The following is a 20,190-nucleotide window of genomic DNA, read 5'->3' on the forward strand; positions in this document are numbered from 1 at the left end:
TTTTGAATTTTATGTAAAAGTAGTCTGAAATGAGAAAAGTACAAAAAAAAGTTATTATTTGTAAGCAATTAGCCAACGATTTTCCGTATAAATACTTAATAATCAACACTTTGCAATAAAAAATATTTTTGCTAAAATTTTATAGTTCTTTGAAAACTTTAAATGTTTTTTTTGACGAATGTTAAAAAGGTCTCATTAAACAACAATAACTTCTTTATTTATAAAAAATTTATGTCTAAAAAACCTTTTTTCATCAATTTACAATTATTACATACAAACATAATTGCTCAATTGTTCTGCTCTTAATAAAAAAGTTGCCTCTTTTTCTTAGTCAACATTTAAGTTCTCTGTACTAAAATCATCATTCTAATATATATAATAAAAAGCCTTCTCAAATTCTCGTTTTTGTATCCGTTTAATAACGTGCCAAAAAATATGGTTTATAAAAAAACATATTAAATAAAATAAAAAAACTGTATTTATGGCTATTTTTTGCTGATTAATAGCGTGCCAAACTTTATTTTTTTAAATATTTTTTTCTTCGAGCACATTTACCCATTAAAAATGTGTTCGTTAACGCAAAATTATTACCAAAAAAACCTGATAAATACCCAAATATCGAAATCTATACTTTCCAAGAATATAACATGAATATGTGGTTTAATAATTGCTAGATATTAATAAATCAAACTCAATACACGATAACATAAAAAACTAATAATTCGGATGAAAACAAGGAACTATAGTCCATTAATTTACACACTTGTATTAGTCTTAGGACTAACAAGTTGCTTTAACAAAATAGAAGAGGATAACCTCATTGGCGGGGGCACAACTGCGGCAAAGACAAAGATGGAACAAATGAATATTCCAGCTAATTTTAATTTCAGTACAACTGGAGACGTAAAATTTGACATTGGAACATTTGATAACACGGATAAACCTATTAAAGGTGTAACTGTTTCTGTTTACAGTTATCCTGAAGACCAATTATTGTTGAAAGGTATAACTTCACAAGCTGGTTTAATTCAAATTAGCCAAAGTATTCCAACTTATGTAAAAAAAGTAGCTATTCGACCAGATTTTATTGGTTTACCTAGCGAATTCATCGTTGATGTCACTAATAATACAATTAAGGCTACATTTGGTGGAAAAAATCAAACGACTCCAAGTAAAGTAAGAGAAATTGAAGGTAACGCAAGTAATTTGAGAGAAATTGATGGTGTAAGTGGAAAATATCCAACTGTTAAAACTCTTGGAACATGGTCAAAAACTGGGGTTCCAACTTATCTTGAGACTACAAGAGACCCCATTAGTGCAGATTTCTTATCAAATATTGATGCAAGTGTACCAGAACGGCAGTCTGTCATAGTAGCAAATCCTGATTATTTGAATAGTTCTAACGCAAATACATTAAAGATTACTGAGCTAGCAGATGTTTGGATTACGTTTGTTCACGAAGGTGCAGGTTGGACAAATTCACTTGCTTTTTATACTTTTGATTTGAGTAAACCTCCAACCAAAATGGCTGATATTTCTTTTGTTACAATGATTTTTCCGAATGTTTCATACAGTGGAAGCGGTGGCGGATTATCTTCTGGTGATAAAGTTAAAATTGGAAGATTCCCAGCTAATACTGGTATTGGCTTTGTATTATTTGCTAATGGATTTAATACTTCAAAAGGAGAGATTGGCGATGGAAATTATGCTCATTTTAGCCATGATATTTTAAATGCAGAATCGAAGTCTGACCAACGTCGTCACTTAATTGTTTTAAATGACCCAACGACTAAACGTTTACTTTTAGCTTTTGAAGACGTTAGAAGAGATGATTCAAGTTGTGACCAAGACTTTAACGATGCGATATTCTTTGCTACCTCAAATCCAGTTAAAGCCATTAGCTTAGACAATATTCCTACTATTGATAGTAAAAAAGATACTGATGGTGATGGCGTAGGTGATACTCGTGACGAATATCCTAACGACCCTAACAAAGCAATCAATAATTACACACCTGCAAAAGGAGCTTACAGCTCACTCGCTTTTGAAGATTTATGGCCATCAAAAGGAGACTATGATATGAATGATATGGTTGTAAACTATCAGTTCCAAGAGGTTTATAATGCCAATAATGAAGTAACTGAGTTGAATGTAAAAGTTTATGTTAAAGCAATTTTAGCAAAAATCTTAAGTGGTTGGGGTTTTCAAATGCCAATTACTTCAGCTTCAGTGAAGAGTGTTTCAGGGCATTCGCTTCTTTACAAAGTAATTAGTAATTCGGCAAATGGTACAGAATCTGGCCAAGAATTAGCAACAATTATTGCTTTCGATAATGCCAATGACCAAATTAAAGCAGGAAAGGCAGATACTGTGAGTTTGAAAATTACGTTTAGTGCTCCAGTTAAAAAGTCAGCTCTAGGAACAGCTCCTTTCAATCCGTTTATTTTCCAAAAAGATGCCAGAGGAAGCGAAGTGCATTTAATGAATATGGCACCAACACAAAAAGTAAATAAATCACTTTTAGGTACATTAAATGACCGTTCTAGCTCTGGGACAAGTATTTATTATAAAAGTGATGCAAAATTACCCTGGGCATTAAATATCCCTGAAAATTTCAACTATCCTTTAGAAGGAAAAGAAGTACTTGATGGCTATCTTTTCTTCAAAACTTGGGTTGAGAGTGGTGGTTCTAATAATGCTGACTGGTATGTTAATAAACCAGGTTATAGAGATGCAACAAAATTGTCAAATATTAAATAAAATAAATTCTTAAACATATTTTTAAAAGCTCTCTGTGAAAACTTCACGAGAGCTTTTTACTTTTAGCACTACATCCTTTTTAAACTTTTAAATATTATACAAACAAAGAACCCTACGTTTTATCCTTAGCTAATTTAAACGGAAAATGGTTTGATTTTTGCTGTGTAAAATTTCATAAATCTTACATGCATTAAAACTAATAATTCCGATGAAAACAAGATTCTATTATAAAATCTGTTATATGGCTACGCTTGTATTTGTGATGACAAGCTGTTTCAATAAAATTGATGATAATATCATTATAAACGGCACAACAGCAACAAAGACAAAAATGGAAGAAATGAATGTGCCTGCCAATTTTAATTTCAGTACAACTGGAGAAATTAAATTTGACATTGGCACTTTTGATAATACCAATAAACCGATTAAAGGTGTTGTCGTTGCTGTTTATAGTTATCCCGAAGATAAATTATTGCTTAAAGGAATAACCTCAACAAATGGATTAATACAACTAAATCAGAATATTCCAACCTATGTAAAAAAAGTTGCGATTCGGCCAGACTTTATTGGCTTACCTAGTGAATTTATTGTTAACGTTAATAATAATATCATAAAAGCTACATTTGGAGGAAAGAATCAAACAATACCAAGTGAGTTGCGAGAGAATAACCAAGAAAAAAAACTAAACAAACGAAGTTTTAGAAGCCCGAATGAAACTGATGAAGATGATTTTTCAATAACTACTTTAGGAAAATGGTCAAAAACGGGTGTTCCAACTTATCTTGAAAATACAAGAGATGATATTTCTTCTGCGTCATTGATAAACATTAATGCCAATTTGCCAGAGCATAAAAATGTTAAAATTTTAAACCCAAACTTCATGAACTCTTCCAATAAGAACACTTTAGCTATCACTGAAGAAGCTGATGTTTGGATTACTTTTGTTCATGAAGGCACCAACTGGACGAATTCACTGGGTTTTTATACTTTTGATTTAAACAAACATCCAACCAAAAAATCAGAAATTTCGACTGTTAAAATTATTTTCCCAAACGTTTCATATAATGGAAGCGGTGGTGGATTAACCTCAGGTGATAAAGTAAAAATAGGTAGATTTAAAGCTGGGACTGGTATTGGATTTGTTTTATTTGCGGGTGGGTTTAACACCTCTAAAGGTGAAGTAGAAAAGGGCGAATATATCCATTATAGCCATGATATTTTAAATATTGAATCGACTGGCAGTTTACGCCGTCATCTGATTGCTTTAAACGAATCAGCTACCAATCGGCTCTTACTATGTTTTGAAGATAGAAATAGACAAGAAGATGAAACAGACAATGATTTTAATGATGCTATTTTCTTTGCAACATCAAATCCTGTAAAATCAATCAGTAAAGATGACATTCCAAATATTATAACAAAAATTGATAATGATAACGATGGAGTTGCTGATACTGACGATGAATATCCTAACGATGCAAATAAGGTTGTCAGTAACTATATTCCAGCAAAAAACGCTTATAGCTCATTAGCATTTGAAGACTTGTGGCCATCAAAAGGTGACTATGATATGAATGATTTAGTAGTCAATTATCAATTTCAAGAAGTATTTAATGCCAATAATGAAATCGTTGAATTAAACGCAAAAGTATATGTAAAAGTAATTTTAGCAAAGATATTAAATGGCTGGGGTTTTCAAATGCCAATCGCTCCCTCTTTGGTTAAAAGTGTTTCAGGGCAATCGCTGCTTTATAAAGTAATCACTAATTCGAGTAATGGAACAGAGTCGGGTCAGGATTATGCCACAATCATCGCATTTGATAATGCTATTGACCAAATTAAAAGTGAAAAATCTGATACATTAAATATAAAAATCACTTTTAACTCTCCGATTAAAAAGTCAGTTTTAGGAACGCCTCCTTACAATCCATTTATTTTTCAAAAAAATGCTAGAGGGAATGAAGTTCACCTGATGAACATGTCACCAACACAGAAAATAAATAAGACTCTTTTGGGTTCATTGAATGACCGTTCTAATTCGGGTGCAAATACTTTTTATAAAAGTGATGCCAAATTGCCTTGGGGATTAAACATCCCCGAAAACTTCACTTATCCATTAGAAGGCAAAGAAATACTCGAAGGCTATCTTTTCTTTAAAAATTGGGTACAAAGCGGAGGCTCCTCAAACTCGGATTGGTATATAAACAAACCTGGATATAGAAATGCCACAAAGCTATCGAAACTAAAATGACAATAGTTTGCCTTAAAACAAAAATCCCCAAACTCAATGAGCTTGGGGATTTTTGTTTTATACAAGAAAGTTACGCTGTTTCTTCAACTAACTCCTCTACATTTTTCTTGCGAAACCATTTGTCTCTCACTCGTTCATTGATGTAGTACAAACAAGGTACAATAACCAATGTCAAAATGGTAGAGAAACTTAGACCAAAAATAATTGTCCAAGCCAAAATTCCCCAAAAAACAGCACTATCACCTCCGAAAAATAAGTGAGGATTAAACTCTGTAAACATTGTTACGAAGTCTAAACTTACACCAAAAGCCAAAGGCACAAGGCCTAAAATTGCCGCTGATGCAGTTAATAATACTGGCGTTAACCGAACACCGCCAGCTTCGACAATCGCTTCTTTAAGAGCATAACCTCGACTACGTAATTCATCGGTAAATTCAATCAACAAGATACCGTTTTTCACCACAATCCCTGCCAATGCAATTATACCTACTCCCGACATAATTACGGAGAAAGTCATTCCAAAAACCATAAATCCTAAGAAAACCCCAATAAATGAAAGCAAAATCGTAACAAAAATAATTAATGGCTTAACAACCGAATTAAATTGTGTGGCCAAAATCAAGTAAATCAATAAAACAGCAGCACCTAAAGCTCCTAACAAAAATATCATAGATTCTTGTTGCTCTTCTTGCTCGCCACCCATTTTTACAATATATCCACTCGGAACTTCCATTTGGTCGATTACTTTGCTTTGAATTTCTGCAACAATTTCGTTGGCATTGTAACCATTCAAAACTTCCGAACCAAGCGTAATAATACGTTGTTGGTTTTTACGGTTGATTTGGCTAAATGTTGTCGAATAACTGATTTTTGCTACCGAATTTAATGGCACTTGACGCAAAACTCCTCCCATATTCATATCACGGTAAGTGATGTTCAAGCTCAGTAGTTTTTCAATTTGATTACGGTCGTTTGCTTTCAATCGAAGTTGAATTGGATATTCGTCTTTATCATCTCTAAATTTAGAGATTTCTGCACCAAATAAGGCTGTACGAATCGCCAAAGCTATTTGTGAAGTACTAATTCCTTCACGTTGGGCTTTAACTTTATCGACATCAACAATGATTTCTGGTTTATTAGTAATCAAGTCTGATTTTAGTTCTTCGATTCCTTCAATTCCTGCCGATAAAATTCTTTTACGAACCTCTTTTTCAATTACGATAAGTTTATCAAATTCGTCTCCAGCTATCTCAACCGAAATTGGTTTACCAGTTGGCGGGCCGTTGTTTTCTCGTTGAACCGAAATTTCACTTCCTGGAATCCCTTGAATTTCTTTTCTCATTTCTTCCAAAAGTTTTGCTGAAGAAATTTCGCCACGGAATTCTTTTTTCACGAATGCAACCGTTACTTTTGATTTCTGCGGTGTAGCCGAACGGTCAGGATTGAATGGGTCTCCTGCATTTTTACCAACGTTTGAAATGACGGAGTTAATAGCAGCTTCTGCTTTATTTCTCTTTATCACACCAAAAACTTTGCTTTCAATCACTTTTGTCACCGAATCTGTCACACGAGCATCCGTTCCAACGGGCATCACATTATATACATAAATATAATCTGGCTCTCCACTTGGGAAGAAAATTACTTTCGGCTTAACAATCCCTAATAATACAAACGTTACGATTAATAGTACAAACATGCTCAAAACGGCAAATACTGGACGATAACCTGTAATAACCCAAGAAATTAAGTTACGATATGCTTGTTTGAAACGTGGTAATGCTCCATCCTGAAAAGGTAAAATAACTTTCGGAGTAAGAATAAAGTGGTTGAAAGCATACAATAAAGCAAGCAAAACAACGAAATTACCAATACCAACATTGATAAGATAAGCTGGTAATGCAATAACCGCCATTATAATCATTGGTCGTTGAATTACTTTGAAACTTGTATCTTCGTGGTCCCCTTCACTATGACGTTTCATAAACGAAATTGCAAATACTGGATTGATTACATAAGCAACAACCAATGACGCTAAAAGTGTGTAAATTAAAGTTATTGGTAAAAATTTCATAAATTCACCAACAATTCCAGGCCAAAAGAGTAGCGGAAAAAACGGAGCAATTGTAGTTAATGTTCCTGATAATACTGGTAAAAAAACCTCTGATGCTGCGAGTGCAACTGCTTCTTTAATATTCAGATTTTTAAATCTATTAAATAAACGGTGAGCGTTTTCAATAACAACAATCGCATCATCAACCACGATTCCGAGTCCTAATAAAAAGGCAAATAACACAATTGTATTGAGTGAAAAGCCCGAAAACCAAAGTGGTATAAAAGCAATCAAAGCAGAAAGTGGCACAGATAGCCCAACAAAAATGGCATCTCGCACACCCATAAAAAACATTAAAACGATTACTACGAAAATAAACCCTAAAACAACGGTATTTACCAAGTCAGCAATATCGCTTTTAACTCTTTCTGAAGTATCAGCGGTAACTTTTACTTCTAAACCTTGTGGAAAACGGTCTTCTCTATATTTTTCGAGTAACTTTTCGATTCTTTCAGAAACTGCTATTACGTTCGCTCCAGCACGCTTTACTACATTGAGAGTTACAGCAGATTTTCCGTCTAAACGAGCAAAATCTTGTTGTTCTTCATTGCTATCTCGTACATCGGCCACATCACCTAAACGCACCGTTGCTCCTGTCGAGCTACGAATTTGTAAATCTTGAATTTGATTTACTCCACTAAACTCACCTTTTACACGAATCGTTCGACGAACATTGTCAACGTTCAATTCTCCACCTGAAATATTCACATTTTCACCTTGAACTGCACTTTGAATGTCATAAAATGTCAACCCAGCGGCTTGCATTTTGTATAAATCAAGATTTATTTGAATTTCACGTTTCAAAGTTCCAACAATATCAACCTTCGTAATTTCTGGATAAGATTCAATCTCATCTTGTAATTGCTCGGCATAACCTTTCAATTTTTCAAGCGGAAAATTTCCAACCAAATTGATGTTCATAATCGGAAACTCCGAAAAATTTACATCTTGAGATGTCGGCCCACTATCTAATTTTTGTGGCAAATCACGTTTAGCTTTATCAACTGCGTCACGTACTTTTTGCAGAGCTGCCTCCACTTTTACATCTGGATTAAACTCAACTAAAATCACCGAAACATCTTGCAAAGCATTAGATTTGATACGTTTTACACCAGAAATTGTCTTTAATTGTTTCTCAATTGGCTTGTTAATTACGTTTTCAATATCAGCAGGTGTTGTTCCAAAATAAATCGTTTGAACATAAATCTGCGGTACTTTAATATCAGGAAATTGTTCTTTTGGCAAGTTGAAATAAATCCCTAAACCTGCCATAAAAATCATTATCGTAAAAATATAAACCGTAGTTTGGTTATTACCTAACCAACGAACTAGGTTGTAGATTGACCCACTTCCGTGTGGTAAATCTTGTTCATGTAAATTATCTTTTTCCATAATCCAAAACCCTTCAACGGGCTTTTATGATTGTTTAATGTTATTTGAATTGCTCCCCTTCGATGTTAATTAATAATTAACCGTCTGTCCGTCAACTAAGTCTTGGTATCCTTGCGTAATGAGCATATCACCCGCTTGTAAACCAGAAGTAATCTCAATATCTCCGTTGTAAGTCACACCAGTCGTTACTTTTCGGCTACGAGAAACTTTCTTTGCACCTTCAGTAACAGCAACATAAACAATATCGCCTAATTCTGTATGCTGAATATAATTTTGGTTAATAATAATTGCATTACCTTTTGCTTGATCATTGATATTCAAAACAGCAGTCATATTAGGCTTTAATTGCGGGTCAATTTTAGAAATAGACGCCTCAACCGTAAATGTTCTTGAAGCAGGATTTACTGTTTGTCCAACAAATGTTAGTTTTGCTGTTACTTCTTTTCCTAAATCTGGAAATTTCACATTAACTACATCACCTTGTTTGATTGTACTCGCATAAGTATCAGCTACTTGTGCTACCACTTTTAGGTTATCAGAGTTTACAATTCTTACAATGCCTAAACCAGGAGCAGCCATTTCGCCAGCTTTCATTCTTACTTCGTCAACAAAACCGCTGATAGGAGCAATAACTTTCGTCATGCTTGTTTGTGTTTGCAATGTAGCCAAACGTTTTTCGAGAGCTTCAACATTTGCTTTTGCTTGAATAAACTGAATTTCAGTACCAATTTTTTGGTCCCAAAGTGATTTTTGTTTTTCGTAGAAAACTTTAGCTGTTCCTAACTGAACATCAATTTCTTGAATTGATTGTTTCAAAATTGAATTATCAACTGTTGCTATTAATTGTCCTTGTTTTACAAAATCTCCTTCTTTTACATAAAGATTCGTGATAGCACCGCCCATTTGAGGTGATACGAAAAGGTTGTTTTTAGCATCAACTCTTCCTTGAATTTCAACAAAATGCTTAAATGTTTGCGAAGTAATCGGCGAGACTGTTACCGCAATTACTTTTTCAATCTCTTTCTTTGGGTCAATAATATCTAACTCAGATTGAAGTTTTTTGATACTTGCAGAAATCGTTTTTTCTTCTGCTACAAGTTTGGCTAATTCAGCTCTTTTTTCAGAAACTTTATCTCCTCCTTTCGAGCAAGATACCAAAATCACTACCGCTGATAAAATAAATAATGTGTTTTTCATATAAATACTTTTTAAAAATTCTTTAAAAACGTTTTTGTAATAAATAAAATGTGCTTGAATTATTGGCCATCAACTAACAATTTGCCCATGGCTTTATCTAAGTCAACTTTTGCAATGAGTAAATCGTACAACGCAGCAAAATAATTCGTTTGAGCTTCTTTCAATGATGATTCAGCATTCACGACTTCGATGTTTGTACCTGCTCCCGCTTGATATTTAATTTTTGAAACTCGCACAATTTCTTGAGCCAATTCCATATTAGCTTTTTGAGATTTGAGTGTTTCAAGTCCATTTTTCAAACTTATAATGCCTTGTGTTGCTTGTAGTTCAAATGATTCACGAAGCAATAAGGCACTTTGGTCAATGCGTGTGAGAGCAATATTTTGTTGCTGAATTTGAGTTTTTCTCAAACCACTATCATAAATCGGAATCTGAACTCCCAAACTTAATGATGATGATGGAAACCATCGCTCAAACGGATTAAAACGTGGATTGCTATGTCCTGCACCAAGCGAACCGCTGAAAAACAATTTTGGTAAAGCCGTTTTTTGAATACGCTCAATATCCAACGTTGTCAATTTACGTTGCGTCATCAAAGTTGAATATTCAATTCGACCGCCATAATCAACCCCTTGATATTCAGGCAATTGCAACAAGTTTACATCCGTTTCTGAAAGTTTATCTTTCAATGTAATTGATTCTTGCTGCTTTATTCCCATCTGGAATTTAAGTAAACCATAAGACAATTGAATTAAATTCTGAACTTTAATCGTTTCCGTAACGAGGTTATTGCGTTGCACTTGTAAACGGTCAACATCTAGTTTTTCCACAAAACCTTTTTCGTTCATAATCTTAATTTCACGAAGAAGTGTATCCAAACGGTTGATATTCAAGCCCAAAATTTTACTTCTTTCTTCGGCCACCAACACCGAATAATAGGCTTTCATAACATTTTCTGCAACAGCAGTTTTAGAATTTGTAACGCTGCGTTGAGCTAATTCACGATATACGGGAGCCGCCTTTAAACCAACCAACCAAGTAGCATCAAAAATCAACTGATTGACACCAACTCCAGCTTGGCCACCCCATGGCACACCAAACTTAAATTTTGTAACTTCGCCTTCTGCTGCTTGCGGATTAAAGTTTTTTGCAGCTATCAACTGAGTTGGCACTATCACGTTGGCAGTGTACTGAAATTGCCCAGAGATTTGAGGTAAACCCGCTACTTTTACTTGTTTAATTGTATTTTCCGCAGCATAAATCTCTAATTCAGCATTTTTTACCGTGAGATGATTTTTCAGGCCATATTGTACCGCCTCTTTTAATGAAAACGATTGTTGACTGTAAGCGGTGCTACTTAAAATCAACAAAAGTAAGCGAAACGCCGCTTTTAGGTATTTTATTTTCATATTTCTGTGTTGTTTAATTATTACTCTGGTTTGAAATGTGTGATTATATCTTGTTTAATTTTGAGCAGTTTTGGTATATTTATGGTAAATTTCTAATCCCCTTTCGGTTACAATTCCTCTTAAAAAATGGTCAATAAAAGCCTTCTGAACATCAAATTGATTGAATTTTTCGTGAGGAAAAATACTTTGGTCAAAGGTAAAATCAATCTCTTCAATTCGTAATCTTGACAAGATTTCAATATTTATTTCACTTCTATAAAGCCCTTGTTCAATTCCTTCCTTTAAATTTCGCTTTGCAAGCTCTAAGAAAATTGTTTGCTTGTGCTGTTGAAATAATTGCCACGTTTTGGGATAATATTTTTTTAAATCATAAACCACAACAGGATTGAGAGCTGCGGCATGGTTTTTAAACATTTCAATCTCTCTAAATACTTCATCAATTGGATTTTCAGCAATTTCATAAATTCGGTTACTTTCGATTTGGTCACAAGCCATGATTATCGTAGCCACTTCATGCACAATTGCATCTTTATCTTCAAAATGCAGGTAGATTGTTTTTTTTGAAATTCCGAGTTCTGAAGCAATTTCATCCATCGTAACACTCCGAATACCAAACTTCATAAAAAGTTCTTCAGCAGCCTTTAATATACGTTCCCTAACTTCCATTTTTGTTTTTGAAATGATTCGGTTACATCATTTTTATATTGGTTTACAATAACAGAAACTATGGAAACTTTCAAAAGGTTCAAAGTTTTTATAATTTTTTATAGAATACACCTTTACACTACAAAAAAACTTCATTAATTAATATTTTAAAAAACAAACATGATAAAGTGCATTATTTAAGGTATAAAGCTTCTTTTTAACAGGATAAAGCGAATTTTAATAAAAAACAACAAGTACTTATATTGTATCTACAAAACAAATAATTGTACTTTTTCAATATTGATATAATACAACAAATGTTATCAGGAAATTTTCGAGGAAAAGTTGTTCTTAAATTGTAATTTTGTAATCCTATCTATAGTTCTACTTAGCTGTACACCAAAAATCAATTATCATCAGTTTTACAACAAACAAAACTTGTCGTTGAGGCAACCTTTTTAAATGAGTTTTTATAAAAAATTTGTCTTTCCAAACCTGACTCGCTACGATGCTGAGAAAATTCATTACATTGTAATGAAAACACTAAAATTAGTTTGTCTATTTCCATTTATGCCTTCAATTTTAAGGCTAATCTATGAGAAAAAAGACGCTCGCCTTGAACGAAAAGTATTTGGATTACGCTTTAAAAATCCAGTTGGATTAGCCGCAGGATTCGATAAAAATGGCATTTGGACTGACCAACTTGCTAATCTTGGCTTTGGTTTTATAGAAATCGGAACGGTCACTCCTCGCCCACAGCTTGGTAATGACAAACCCCGACTTTTCAGACTTAAACCTGATGAAGCACTCATCAATCGCATGGGTTTCAACAATGAAGGCTCGTTGGAAGCAGCAAATCAATTGCGTAAAAGAAAATCGAAAATTATTATTGGAGGTAATATTGGTAAAAATAAAACCACTGAAAACGACGATGCCGTTTATGATTATCTCAAAGCATTCAACGACCTTTATCCTTATGTTGATTATTTTGTAGTCAATGTAAGTTCACCAAACACACCAGGTTTACGAGATTTACAGGAAAAAGAACCTTTAAAATACATTTTGAAAGTTTTGGAGAGAGACAACGGTCGAAAATCAAAACCGAAACCGATTCTGCTTAAAATCGCCCCAGATTTAACGAATGAACAATTAGATGATGTCATCGAAATCGTTAAAGAAACACGAACGGCAGGTGTAATTGCAACCAATACAACTATCAGTCGAGAAAATTTGGTTAGTGATAACCAAACTATTGCCGAAATCGGAGCAGGCGGACTGAGTGGTAAACCTCTGACGAATCGCTCAACAGAAGTAATTAGATATTTATCTGAAAAATCAAATAAAGCATTCCCAATTATTGGTGTCGGTGGCATATATTCCGCTCAAGATGCCATTGAAAAATTAGAGGCAGGAGCATCGTTAGTACAAGTCTATTCAGGTTTCATTTATGAAGGTCCTTCCATTGTGAAAGAAATTTGTGAAGGAATTTTAAAACAATCAAAAAAACCATAAACCATTGATTATAAACACATTAATCATATAAAAAATATCATTCAGTTTATGAATGATATTTTTTTTGCGATTAATGAAACTAATAAATAAACAAATTTGTATTATATGTATATACATACAATGTAAACACATTATTAAAGATATTTCAAAAATTAAACATTAAAAAAATGGCAAACTGGACAATTGACCCAACGCACTCAGAAGTAAATTTCAAAGTAAAACACTTAATGATTTCGACAGTTACAGGAACTTTCGGAACATATGAAGGCAGTGTAGAAACAGCTAACGAAAGTGATTTTGCAGGAGCAAAAGTAAGTTTCTCTGCTGATATTGATAGCATTTCAACAGGTCAAGAGCAAAGAGATGGTCACTTGAAATCAGCAGATTTCTTTGACGCAGAAACTTTTCCTAAGTTAACTTTCGTTTCAACTTCTTTTGAAAAAGTTGACGATGAAAATTATATCGTAAATGGAGATTTAACAATTAAAGGAGTAACCAAGCCTGTTACATTAAAAGCTGAGTTTGGCGGAATCATGGGTGATTTCTACGGAAACACTAAAGCTGGTTTTGACATTTCTGGAAAAATCAATCGTCAAGATTTCGGTCTTTCTTGGAGTGCAGTAACCGAAGCAGGTGGTATTGTAGTAAGCGATGAAGTAAAATTAGCGTTTAATATCCAAGTGGCAAAACAAAAATAATTTTAAGGTCAGAAACGCAAAAAGCTCTCTAATTTTCATTAGAGAGCTTTTTTTTAAGAGCATAAACTACAAACTAGTTGTTTTTCCGCCATCAACAGGAATACTCACACCATTGACCGAAGCTGCGGCTGGCGAACACAAAAATGCAATTACAGCAGCCGTTTCTTGTGGCGTTGTAAAGCGTCCAATCGGAATATCTTTGATTAATTCTTCTTCTACTTCCGCAATCGTTTTATTTGTTGCATTCGATTTCATTTCGTTTACTTTTTGAAGGCGAGATGTAGTTGTATATCCTGGTAAAACGTTATTGGTTGTTATGCCAAATTTGCCCAATTCATTGGCCATTGACTTAGCCCAATTACCCATAGCTCCACGAATCGTATTTGAAACGCCTAGTCCAACAATTGGTTGTTTCATTCCGATTGACGTAACGTTTACAATTCGTCCAAAACCAGCTTTTATCATATATGGAGCAACGGCCTGCGTCAATATTTGAGCTGAAATTACGTGTTCGTTAAATGCTTGAATAAATTGTTCAGTATTTGCGTCAATCACTGCCCCACCCGCTGGCCCTCCAGTATTATTGACTAAAATATGTACTTCGGGATATTTACTCAAATGTCTCTCAATTTTTGATTTTACTTGGTTTGTTTTTGAAAAATCAATGAGTAAATATCTGTGTTTTTGTCCTTTTTTTCGGGGTAATTCATCTAAAACTGCTTCTAGTTTTTCTTCATTTCTAGCTAAAAGCGTTATGTTTGCCCCTAAAAGAGCTAATTCGATGGCGGTAGCTTTACCAATTCCCTGTGTACTACCACAAACAAATGCGGTCTTTCCTGTCAAGTTTAGATTCATAACTTTGTATTATTTTTTTCAAAAATACAATTTTATTGGCCGATTTAAAAATTCATCGCTCAATGTTTTATACATAAAAAATGAAATTAAAATTATAGACTATCGAATGCTTGTTATCATTCCAAAAGATAACTTTAAGATTTTATTCAGAAAAACTTAAAGTTAAACCCAATAAAAAAGCCTTTCTGCTATAAACAAAAAGGCTTTTCAAATATTTGGTTTCTATTATTGTAATTTTTCTACTTGCATATACCCCAATTCAACTGGAGTACTACGACCGAAGATTTTTACACTAACACTTAATTTTTTCTTATCTTCATTCACTTCTTCAACAGCACCATCAAATCCGCTGAAAGGTCCGTCAATTACTTTTACATTTTCGCCTTTAGTGAAGGTCAATGATGAAGAAATATTGTCGCCAATAATCACTTCTTCTTGAACACCTAAAATACGATTAATTTCTGATTGACGTAGCGGCTCAGGTGTCATGGATGTACCATTATTACGACCTAAAAAGCCAATTACACCTGGCATACTTTTAATTAAGTGAAGCACTTCACCATTATTTAGGTCGGCATTGATAATGATATAGCCCGGAAAGAAACTTTTTTCACGAACACGTTTTTTACCGTTGCGAACTTCAGTGATTTTTTCAGTAGGAATTAAGATTGTTGGTATTAATTCATCTAACTTGCGTCGAATTGCTTCGTTTTCGATGTAGGTTTTAATTTTTTTCTCCTGTCCCGAAACTGCCCGCACAACGTACCAATTGATTTCGCTCATTGTAGGTAATTTAGGATTATTAGATTGACTGGTAGAATAAACGAAGACCATTTTCGATTAAAAAATCGATAACACCTACCACTAAGGCAAAAATTAACGACGCCACAAGTACAAGTGTTGCACTTGCTTGTAGTTCACTCCATTTGGGCCATGTTACCTCTTTGGTTACTTCTTCCCAAGAGTTCTTAAAAAATTCTTGCATAATTTCTTTTTTAATAAAATTGCACGGGCACTAAGATTCGAACTCAGATCAAAGGTTTTGGAGACCCGTATGCTACCATTGCACCATGCCCGTTTTTTATCCCTTATTTTGTTTGGGACTGCAAAGATAAGTGTATTTTTTTTCTTTGCAAATTAGTACGACCAAATTTCTACCAAAAAATTTTAGTCAGTAACTCGTTAAATATTTTTGTGAAAGAATTTAACGAGTTTTTGGTCATCAATTCAAGACTTTTATAATATGATTTTTTTTACCTTTCCCGATTAACAAATACTTCCCTTGTAATAATTGTAAATCGGCAACGGCTAATTTTTCATCTGTAATTTTCACTTTATTAACACTTACCGCATTTCCTTGCATGGCACGGCGAGCTTCGCCTTTTGAAGCATAAACTTCGTTGTTAGTCACAACCGAAATCAAGTCTAAAACACTTGAACAAGCTAACCAGTCTTCTTTTGCTATTTCAGTTTGAGGGACACCATCAAAAATGCTTGTAAAAGTAGCTTCATCTAAACTTTGTAACGTTTCGAGCGTTGCTTTGCCAAACAAAACTTCTGACGCTTTTACTGCTAATTCGTATTGTTCTTCACCATGAACACGAGTGGTTACATCTTTTGCTAACGCTTTTTGTGCAATCCTTAAATGTGGGGCGTCGGCGTGTTGGCTTTCGATTGCTTCGATTTCTGTTTTTGAATAAAGTGTAAACACACGCAACAAACGTGGTGTATCAATATCAGTTTGGCTCAACCAAAATTGATAAAATTGGTAAGGCGATGTAAAACTAGGGTCAAGCCAAACATTCCCTGCTTCCGATTTGCCAAATTTTGTTCCATCAGCTTTCGTTACTAATGGCGTTGTAAGTGCATACGCTTGATAAGTAACATTTTCCTCGTCACTTTCACCAACCATTGCGGCTTCTTTTCTACGAATTAATTCTGTACCAGTTGTGATATTTCCCCATTGGTCAGAACCACCCATTTGAAGACGTACATTTTTGTTTTTGTATAACCAATAAAAATCGTAGCCTTGTAGCAATTGATATGAAAATTCAGTAAAAGAAATCCCCGTTGTAAGGCGATTTTTTACAGAATCTTTCGACATCATGTAGTTAACGGTCAGGTATTTTCCTACTTCTCGCAAAAACTCTAAAAAACCAATCTCCTTAAACCAATCATAGTTATTCACTATTTCGGCCGAATTTTCGCCACAATCAAAATCCAAAAATTTGGCTAATTGATTACGAATACCTTCTTGGTTTTCTTTTAATGTTTCTTCTGATAAAAACTGACGTTCGGCGGCTTTTCCCGAAGGGTCACCAACCATTCCAGTTGCACCCCCAACCAATGCAAAAGGCTTATGACCAGCCAATTGGAAGTGTTTTAGTAACATAATTGTTGCTAAATTACCGATATGTAGCGATTTTGCCGTTGGGTCAAATCCAATATACCCAGCAGTCATTTCTTTATTAAGTTGCTCTTCAGTGCCAGGCATCGCATCTTGCAACATTCCTCTCCAGCGTAATTCTTCGATAAAATTCATATTCTTACCAATTTGACTTTGTCAAAATTTAAGAGCGTTTATTAAACCAACGCTGTTTGTCATTTACAATTATGCCACGCTTTTGGGGCGTGGCACGAAATATTTTTTTTGCAAAAATAATAATTACTGATTGACGATTTAGAAAATCAGTCTACAATTTTATTTTTTCTTTTTTATTGCGTGTTTTTTATACCAACGATAATAGTCACTAAAATTAATACTTGCCGAAACTTGTAACGTACGATTTTGGAAATTAAGCGGAATCACTGATTTATCTGCAAGCGTATAAGTTTTATTGGTTGTATTAGTCAGACCATGAATATAACGAATATTTAAACTAAACAAATGAGCCGCATCAAGCATATCAATTCTTACACCTCCTGCAATACTCAAATCGTAATTTGTGTAAGGGCCACGTTTTGTACCTGCATTGAGCGAATAACCGTATTCAGGACCAACCACTAAATGAACGTTTTTTGCCACTTCGTATCCCAAAACCAATGAACCAGTTAAATATTGGTAATTGTTACGTAAAATCGTGTTGCCAGTTTCTGTAAAGTTGGTTGCCGATTTTAAAGTTCCTCCTTTCGCCTGAAAATACAACTCAGGTTGTACGCTTATTTTTTTGAGATTCCAACGATAAAATACTCCAGCATTTATATTGTTTTTATACTTCGGAATAATATTTGAACGGTTATTAATAATAGCAGTATAGGAGTCACTGATACCTAATTTGAAGCCATATTGCGTAGCAGGTCTAACTTGTGCAAAACTGATAATATTGACTAAAACTAAGATTGTGGTTAGTATTTTTTTCATTGAAAATCTATATAATGATGATATGTATTTTTAGTTAGAACGAAATTCGAGCCGTAAAATTACGGAATCAATAGCGAAGAATCACCATAACTTAGGAAACGAAAATTATTTTCTAGGGCATAATCATAAATTTTTTGCCAATTTTCGCCCACCAATGCCGCCACAAGTAAAATTAATGTAGAATCAGGCTGATGAAAATTTGTAATGATTCCCTTACAAATTCGGAATTGATAACTAGGAAAAATGAAAATTTCGGTCTCTCCTACTAGTTGAAAAAGTTTGTTGGCAGTCATAAAATCAAGTATCGCTTGTAGAGATTCTTGAGCTGTAAAAACTTCAGTTTGATTGTAAGGAAAAAGTTTTTCGATAAAAAATTCTTTCTGTCCCGACAATAATTTTACACCAAACCAATACAAACTTTCGAGCGAACGCATCGACGTTGTTCCGACTGGAATTACAAAATCAATGTTTTCTAACAAATTGACTATAAACGACTTATCAAAAACAATTTGTTCGCAATGCATTTTGTGTTCGACCACATTTTGCACTTTTATTGGCTGAAAAGTTCCTGCTCCAACATGTAGCGTAACAAAATCGTGTTTGATGCCTTTTTTAGTCAAATCATCAAAAACTTGTTCAGTAAAATGAAGGCCAGCCGTTGGTGCAGCTACCGCTCCATCATTCTTTGAATAAACAGTTTGGTAAGTGTCATAATCTTTTAGTTCGGTTTCTCGCTTCAAATATGGAGGCAAAGGAATTTGTCCAAAAAACCTAACTATTTCAGCAAAACTTAAATCTGAATTATTCCACGAAAATTTTACATAATTTTTTTCGTGGTCAACCAATTCTGCGATTAATTCTAGTTCAGCATCAAATTTTTCAGTTTCGGGACGAATGCTATATTTTCCTACAATCTTTTCTTTGAAACGTTTTTTATTGCCAATCATGCAAGCCCAAGTGCAAGTTTCGGTGGTTTCCATCACTTGCGAAACAACATTAGTGGGTTCAACTGGATTCAATAAAAAAACTTCAATAACAACGCCATTGATTTTCTGAAAAAACAAACGAGCAGGAATAACTTTTGTATTGTTAAAAACCAAGAAACTATTTCTTGGAAGATGATTCTTAATATTATAAAAAACATCTTCCGAGAGTTGTAAGTCTTTATAAACCAACAACTTAGATGAATCTCTTGGCTCGACTGGAAAGCGAGCGATTCGTTCGTCAGGAAGCTGATAATTGTATTTTTCTAAGTTTAAATCAATCATTTCTTGATTCGATAGCTCGCTTTTTATTTGATTTCTTCCTCGCTAGGATTGGTGAACAATATTCTGAAAGGCAAAAAGAAAATCAGTATAATTAGCAAAACCAAACCTGCTATTAATAGCCAATTGTAATCAAAATCAAGCTTTTGACCTTCGGTGCTATTGATTCGACGTAAACCAATCAGAACAAAAACGATAAACGTATTGATAATTGCTACAAAAGCGTTGAACCAACCTTCAATTACGCCGCTTAATTCTTTTGGTTTTTTAGCCCAAACACTTACTGGATTTAATTTCGCAAAATCGATTTTTAATACTTGCGTTTTGAGCGTGTTTAAAAGAAAATTAAACGCAATGATGATTCCGAAAGTAATATAAAAGAAGGTTTGTTTGTCGATAAAACCATCTGGATTGCCTTTTTCGTCGTGATGAACGGCCGCATTATCTGGCATTGTAAAGTAACAAAGCATTAAAGCAACCACTAATAATGGCATCGAAGCTTTACGCCAAAAATTAAAAAAAACGTTTGATATTGACATAGATAATTATGAATTATGAATTTCTATTCTTGAAATTCACCTATTTTGACGACTATTTGTATTTGTTGAAAAACGTATTGTTCAATAAATATGTTTTCGGGTACAAAGTTAGGTCAGAGATTTGAGAGAATTAGATTTTTATTGAAAAAACTAATTTCAAATGACAGATTTGTATCTTTGAAACTTCATTTTGAAA

15 protein-coding genes and 1 tRNA gene are annotated in these 20,190 nt (G+C 33.9%); 4 read left to right on the forward strand and 12 right to left on the reverse strand.

Annotated features, from left to right (window positions below; all coding sequences use genetic code 11):
- Positions 1 to 726 precede the first annotated feature (726 nt).
- Positions 727 to 2,760, forward strand: coding sequence for an LruC domain-containing protein (locus MJQ71_RS12130; protein ID WP_238806888.1), 2,034 nt, complete (start codon positions 727 to 729; stop codon positions 2,758 to 2,760).
- A gap of 208 nt (positions 2,761 to 2,968) precedes the next feature.
- Positions 2,969 to 5,011, forward strand: a complete 2,043-nt coding sequence (locus MJQ71_RS12135; protein ID WP_238806889.1) for an LruC domain-containing protein — start codon at positions 2,969 to 2,971, stop codon at positions 5,009 to 5,011.
- A 70-nt stretch (positions 5,012 to 5,081) separates the two neighbouring features.
- Here the strand turns inward: MJQ71_RS12135 and MJQ71_RS12140 are convergent, their stop codons facing one another.
- From MJQ71_RS12140 to MJQ71_RS12155, 4 genes are all read right to left on the reverse strand, one after another.
- Positions 5,082 to 8,513: an efflux RND transporter permease subunit gene (locus tag MJQ71_RS12140; RefSeq protein WP_238806890.1), complete on the reverse strand. Its 3,432-nt coding sequence runs from the start codon at positions 8,511 to 8,513 to the stop codon at positions 5,082 to 5,084.
- A 69-nt stretch (positions 8,514 to 8,582) separates the two neighbouring features.
- Positions 8,583 to 9,710, reverse strand: a complete 1,128-nt coding sequence (locus MJQ71_RS12145; protein WP_238806891.1) for an efflux RND transporter periplasmic adaptor subunit — start codon at positions 9,708 to 9,710, stop codon at positions 8,583 to 8,585.
- Positions 9,711 to 9,769: 59 nt separating this feature from the next.
- Positions 9,770 to 11,119, reverse strand: coding sequence for a TolC family protein (locus MJQ71_RS12150; RefSeq protein ID WP_238806892.1), 1,350 nt, complete (start codon positions 11,117 to 11,119; stop codon positions 9,770 to 9,772).
- Positions 11,120 to 11,173: 54 nt separating this feature from the next.
- Positions 11,174 to 11,785, reverse strand: coding sequence for a TetR/AcrR family transcriptional regulator (locus MJQ71_RS12155; protein ID WP_238806893.1), 612 nt, complete (start codon positions 11,783 to 11,785; stop codon positions 11,174 to 11,176).
- Between the two features lie 441 nt (positions 11,786 to 12,226).
- Here MJQ71_RS12155 and MJQ71_RS12160 point away from each other — a divergent pair, with 441 nt between their 5' ends.
- Complete coding sequence (locus tag MJQ71_RS12160; protein WP_238806894.1) at positions 12,227 to 13,276, forward strand: quinone-dependent dihydroorotate dehydrogenase; 1,050 nt, start codon at positions 12,227 to 12,229, stop codon at positions 13,274 to 13,276.
- A 167-nt stretch (positions 13,277 to 13,443) separates the two neighbouring features.
- On the forward strand, positions 13,444 to 13,974 hold the full coding sequence (locus MJQ71_RS12165) for a YceI family protein (RefSeq protein WP_238806895.1): 531 nt from the start codon (positions 13,444 to 13,446) through the stop codon (positions 13,972 to 13,974).
- Between the two features lie 66 nt (positions 13,975 to 14,040).
- Here the strand turns inward: MJQ71_RS12165 and MJQ71_RS12170 are convergent, their stop codons facing one another.
- The 8 genes from MJQ71_RS12170 to MJQ71_RS12205 all read right to left on the reverse strand — a co-directional run bounded on the left by MJQ71_RS12170 (position 14,041) and on the right by MJQ71_RS12205 (position 19,994).
- Positions 14,041 to 14,829: an SDR family oxidoreductase gene (locus MJQ71_RS12170; protein ID WP_238806896.1), complete on the reverse strand. Its 789-nt coding sequence runs from the start codon at positions 14,827 to 14,829 to the stop codon at positions 14,041 to 14,043.
- 225 nt (positions 14,830 to 15,054) lie between these two features.
- A complete protein-coding gene (gene nusG, locus MJQ71_RS12175) occupies positions 15,055 to 15,612 on the reverse strand; it encodes a transcription termination/antitermination protein NusG (RefSeq protein ID WP_238806897.1) in 558 nt (185 codons plus the stop codon).
- 19 nt (positions 15,613 to 15,631) lie between these two features.
- The gene (secE, locus tag MJQ71_RS12180; RefSeq protein WP_015028164.1) at positions 15,632 to 15,814 is read right to left on the reverse strand and encodes a preprotein translocase subunit SecE; all 183 of its coding nucleotides are present in this window, start codon (positions 15,812 to 15,814) and stop codon (positions 15,632 to 15,634) included.
- A 22-nt stretch (positions 15,815 to 15,836) separates the two neighbouring features.
- Positions 15,837 to 15,907 (reverse strand) — tRNA-Trp (locus MJQ71_RS12185).
- A gap of 144 nt (positions 15,908 to 16,051) precedes the next feature.
- Positions 16,052 to 17,371 (reverse strand): tyrosine--tRNA ligase, encoded by a 1,320-nt coding sequence (gene tyrS, locus MJQ71_RS12190; protein ID WP_238806898.1) that lies wholly within the window; start codon positions 17,369 to 17,371, stop codon positions 16,052 to 16,054.
- 159 nt (positions 17,372 to 17,530) lie between these two features.
- Complete coding sequence (locus MJQ71_RS12195; RefSeq protein ID WP_238806899.1) at positions 17,531 to 18,190, reverse strand: porin family protein; 660 nt, start codon at positions 18,188 to 18,190, stop codon at positions 17,531 to 17,533.
- A 59-nt stretch (positions 18,191 to 18,249) separates the two neighbouring features.
- Positions 18,250 to 19,458 carry an S-adenosylmethionine:tRNA ribosyltransferase-isomerase gene (locus tag MJQ71_RS12200; protein WP_238806900.1) on the reverse strand — a complete coding sequence of 403 codons (1,209 nt, stop codon included), beginning with the start codon at positions 19,456 to 19,458 and terminating at the stop codon, positions 18,250 to 18,252.
- 23 nt (positions 19,459 to 19,481) lie between these two features.
- Entirely contained in the window at positions 19,482 to 19,994 is a 513-nt protein-coding gene (locus MJQ71_RS12205) for a hypothetical protein (RefSeq protein ID WP_238806901.1), read from the reverse strand.
- Positions 19,995 to 20,190 lie beyond the last annotated feature (196 nt).

The sequence above is a fragment of the Emticicia aquatica genome, from assembly GCF_923079645.1.
GTDB classification, from domain to species: domain Bacteria; phylum Bacteroidota; class Bacteroidia; order Cytophagales; family Spirosomataceae; genus Emticicia; species Emticicia aquatica.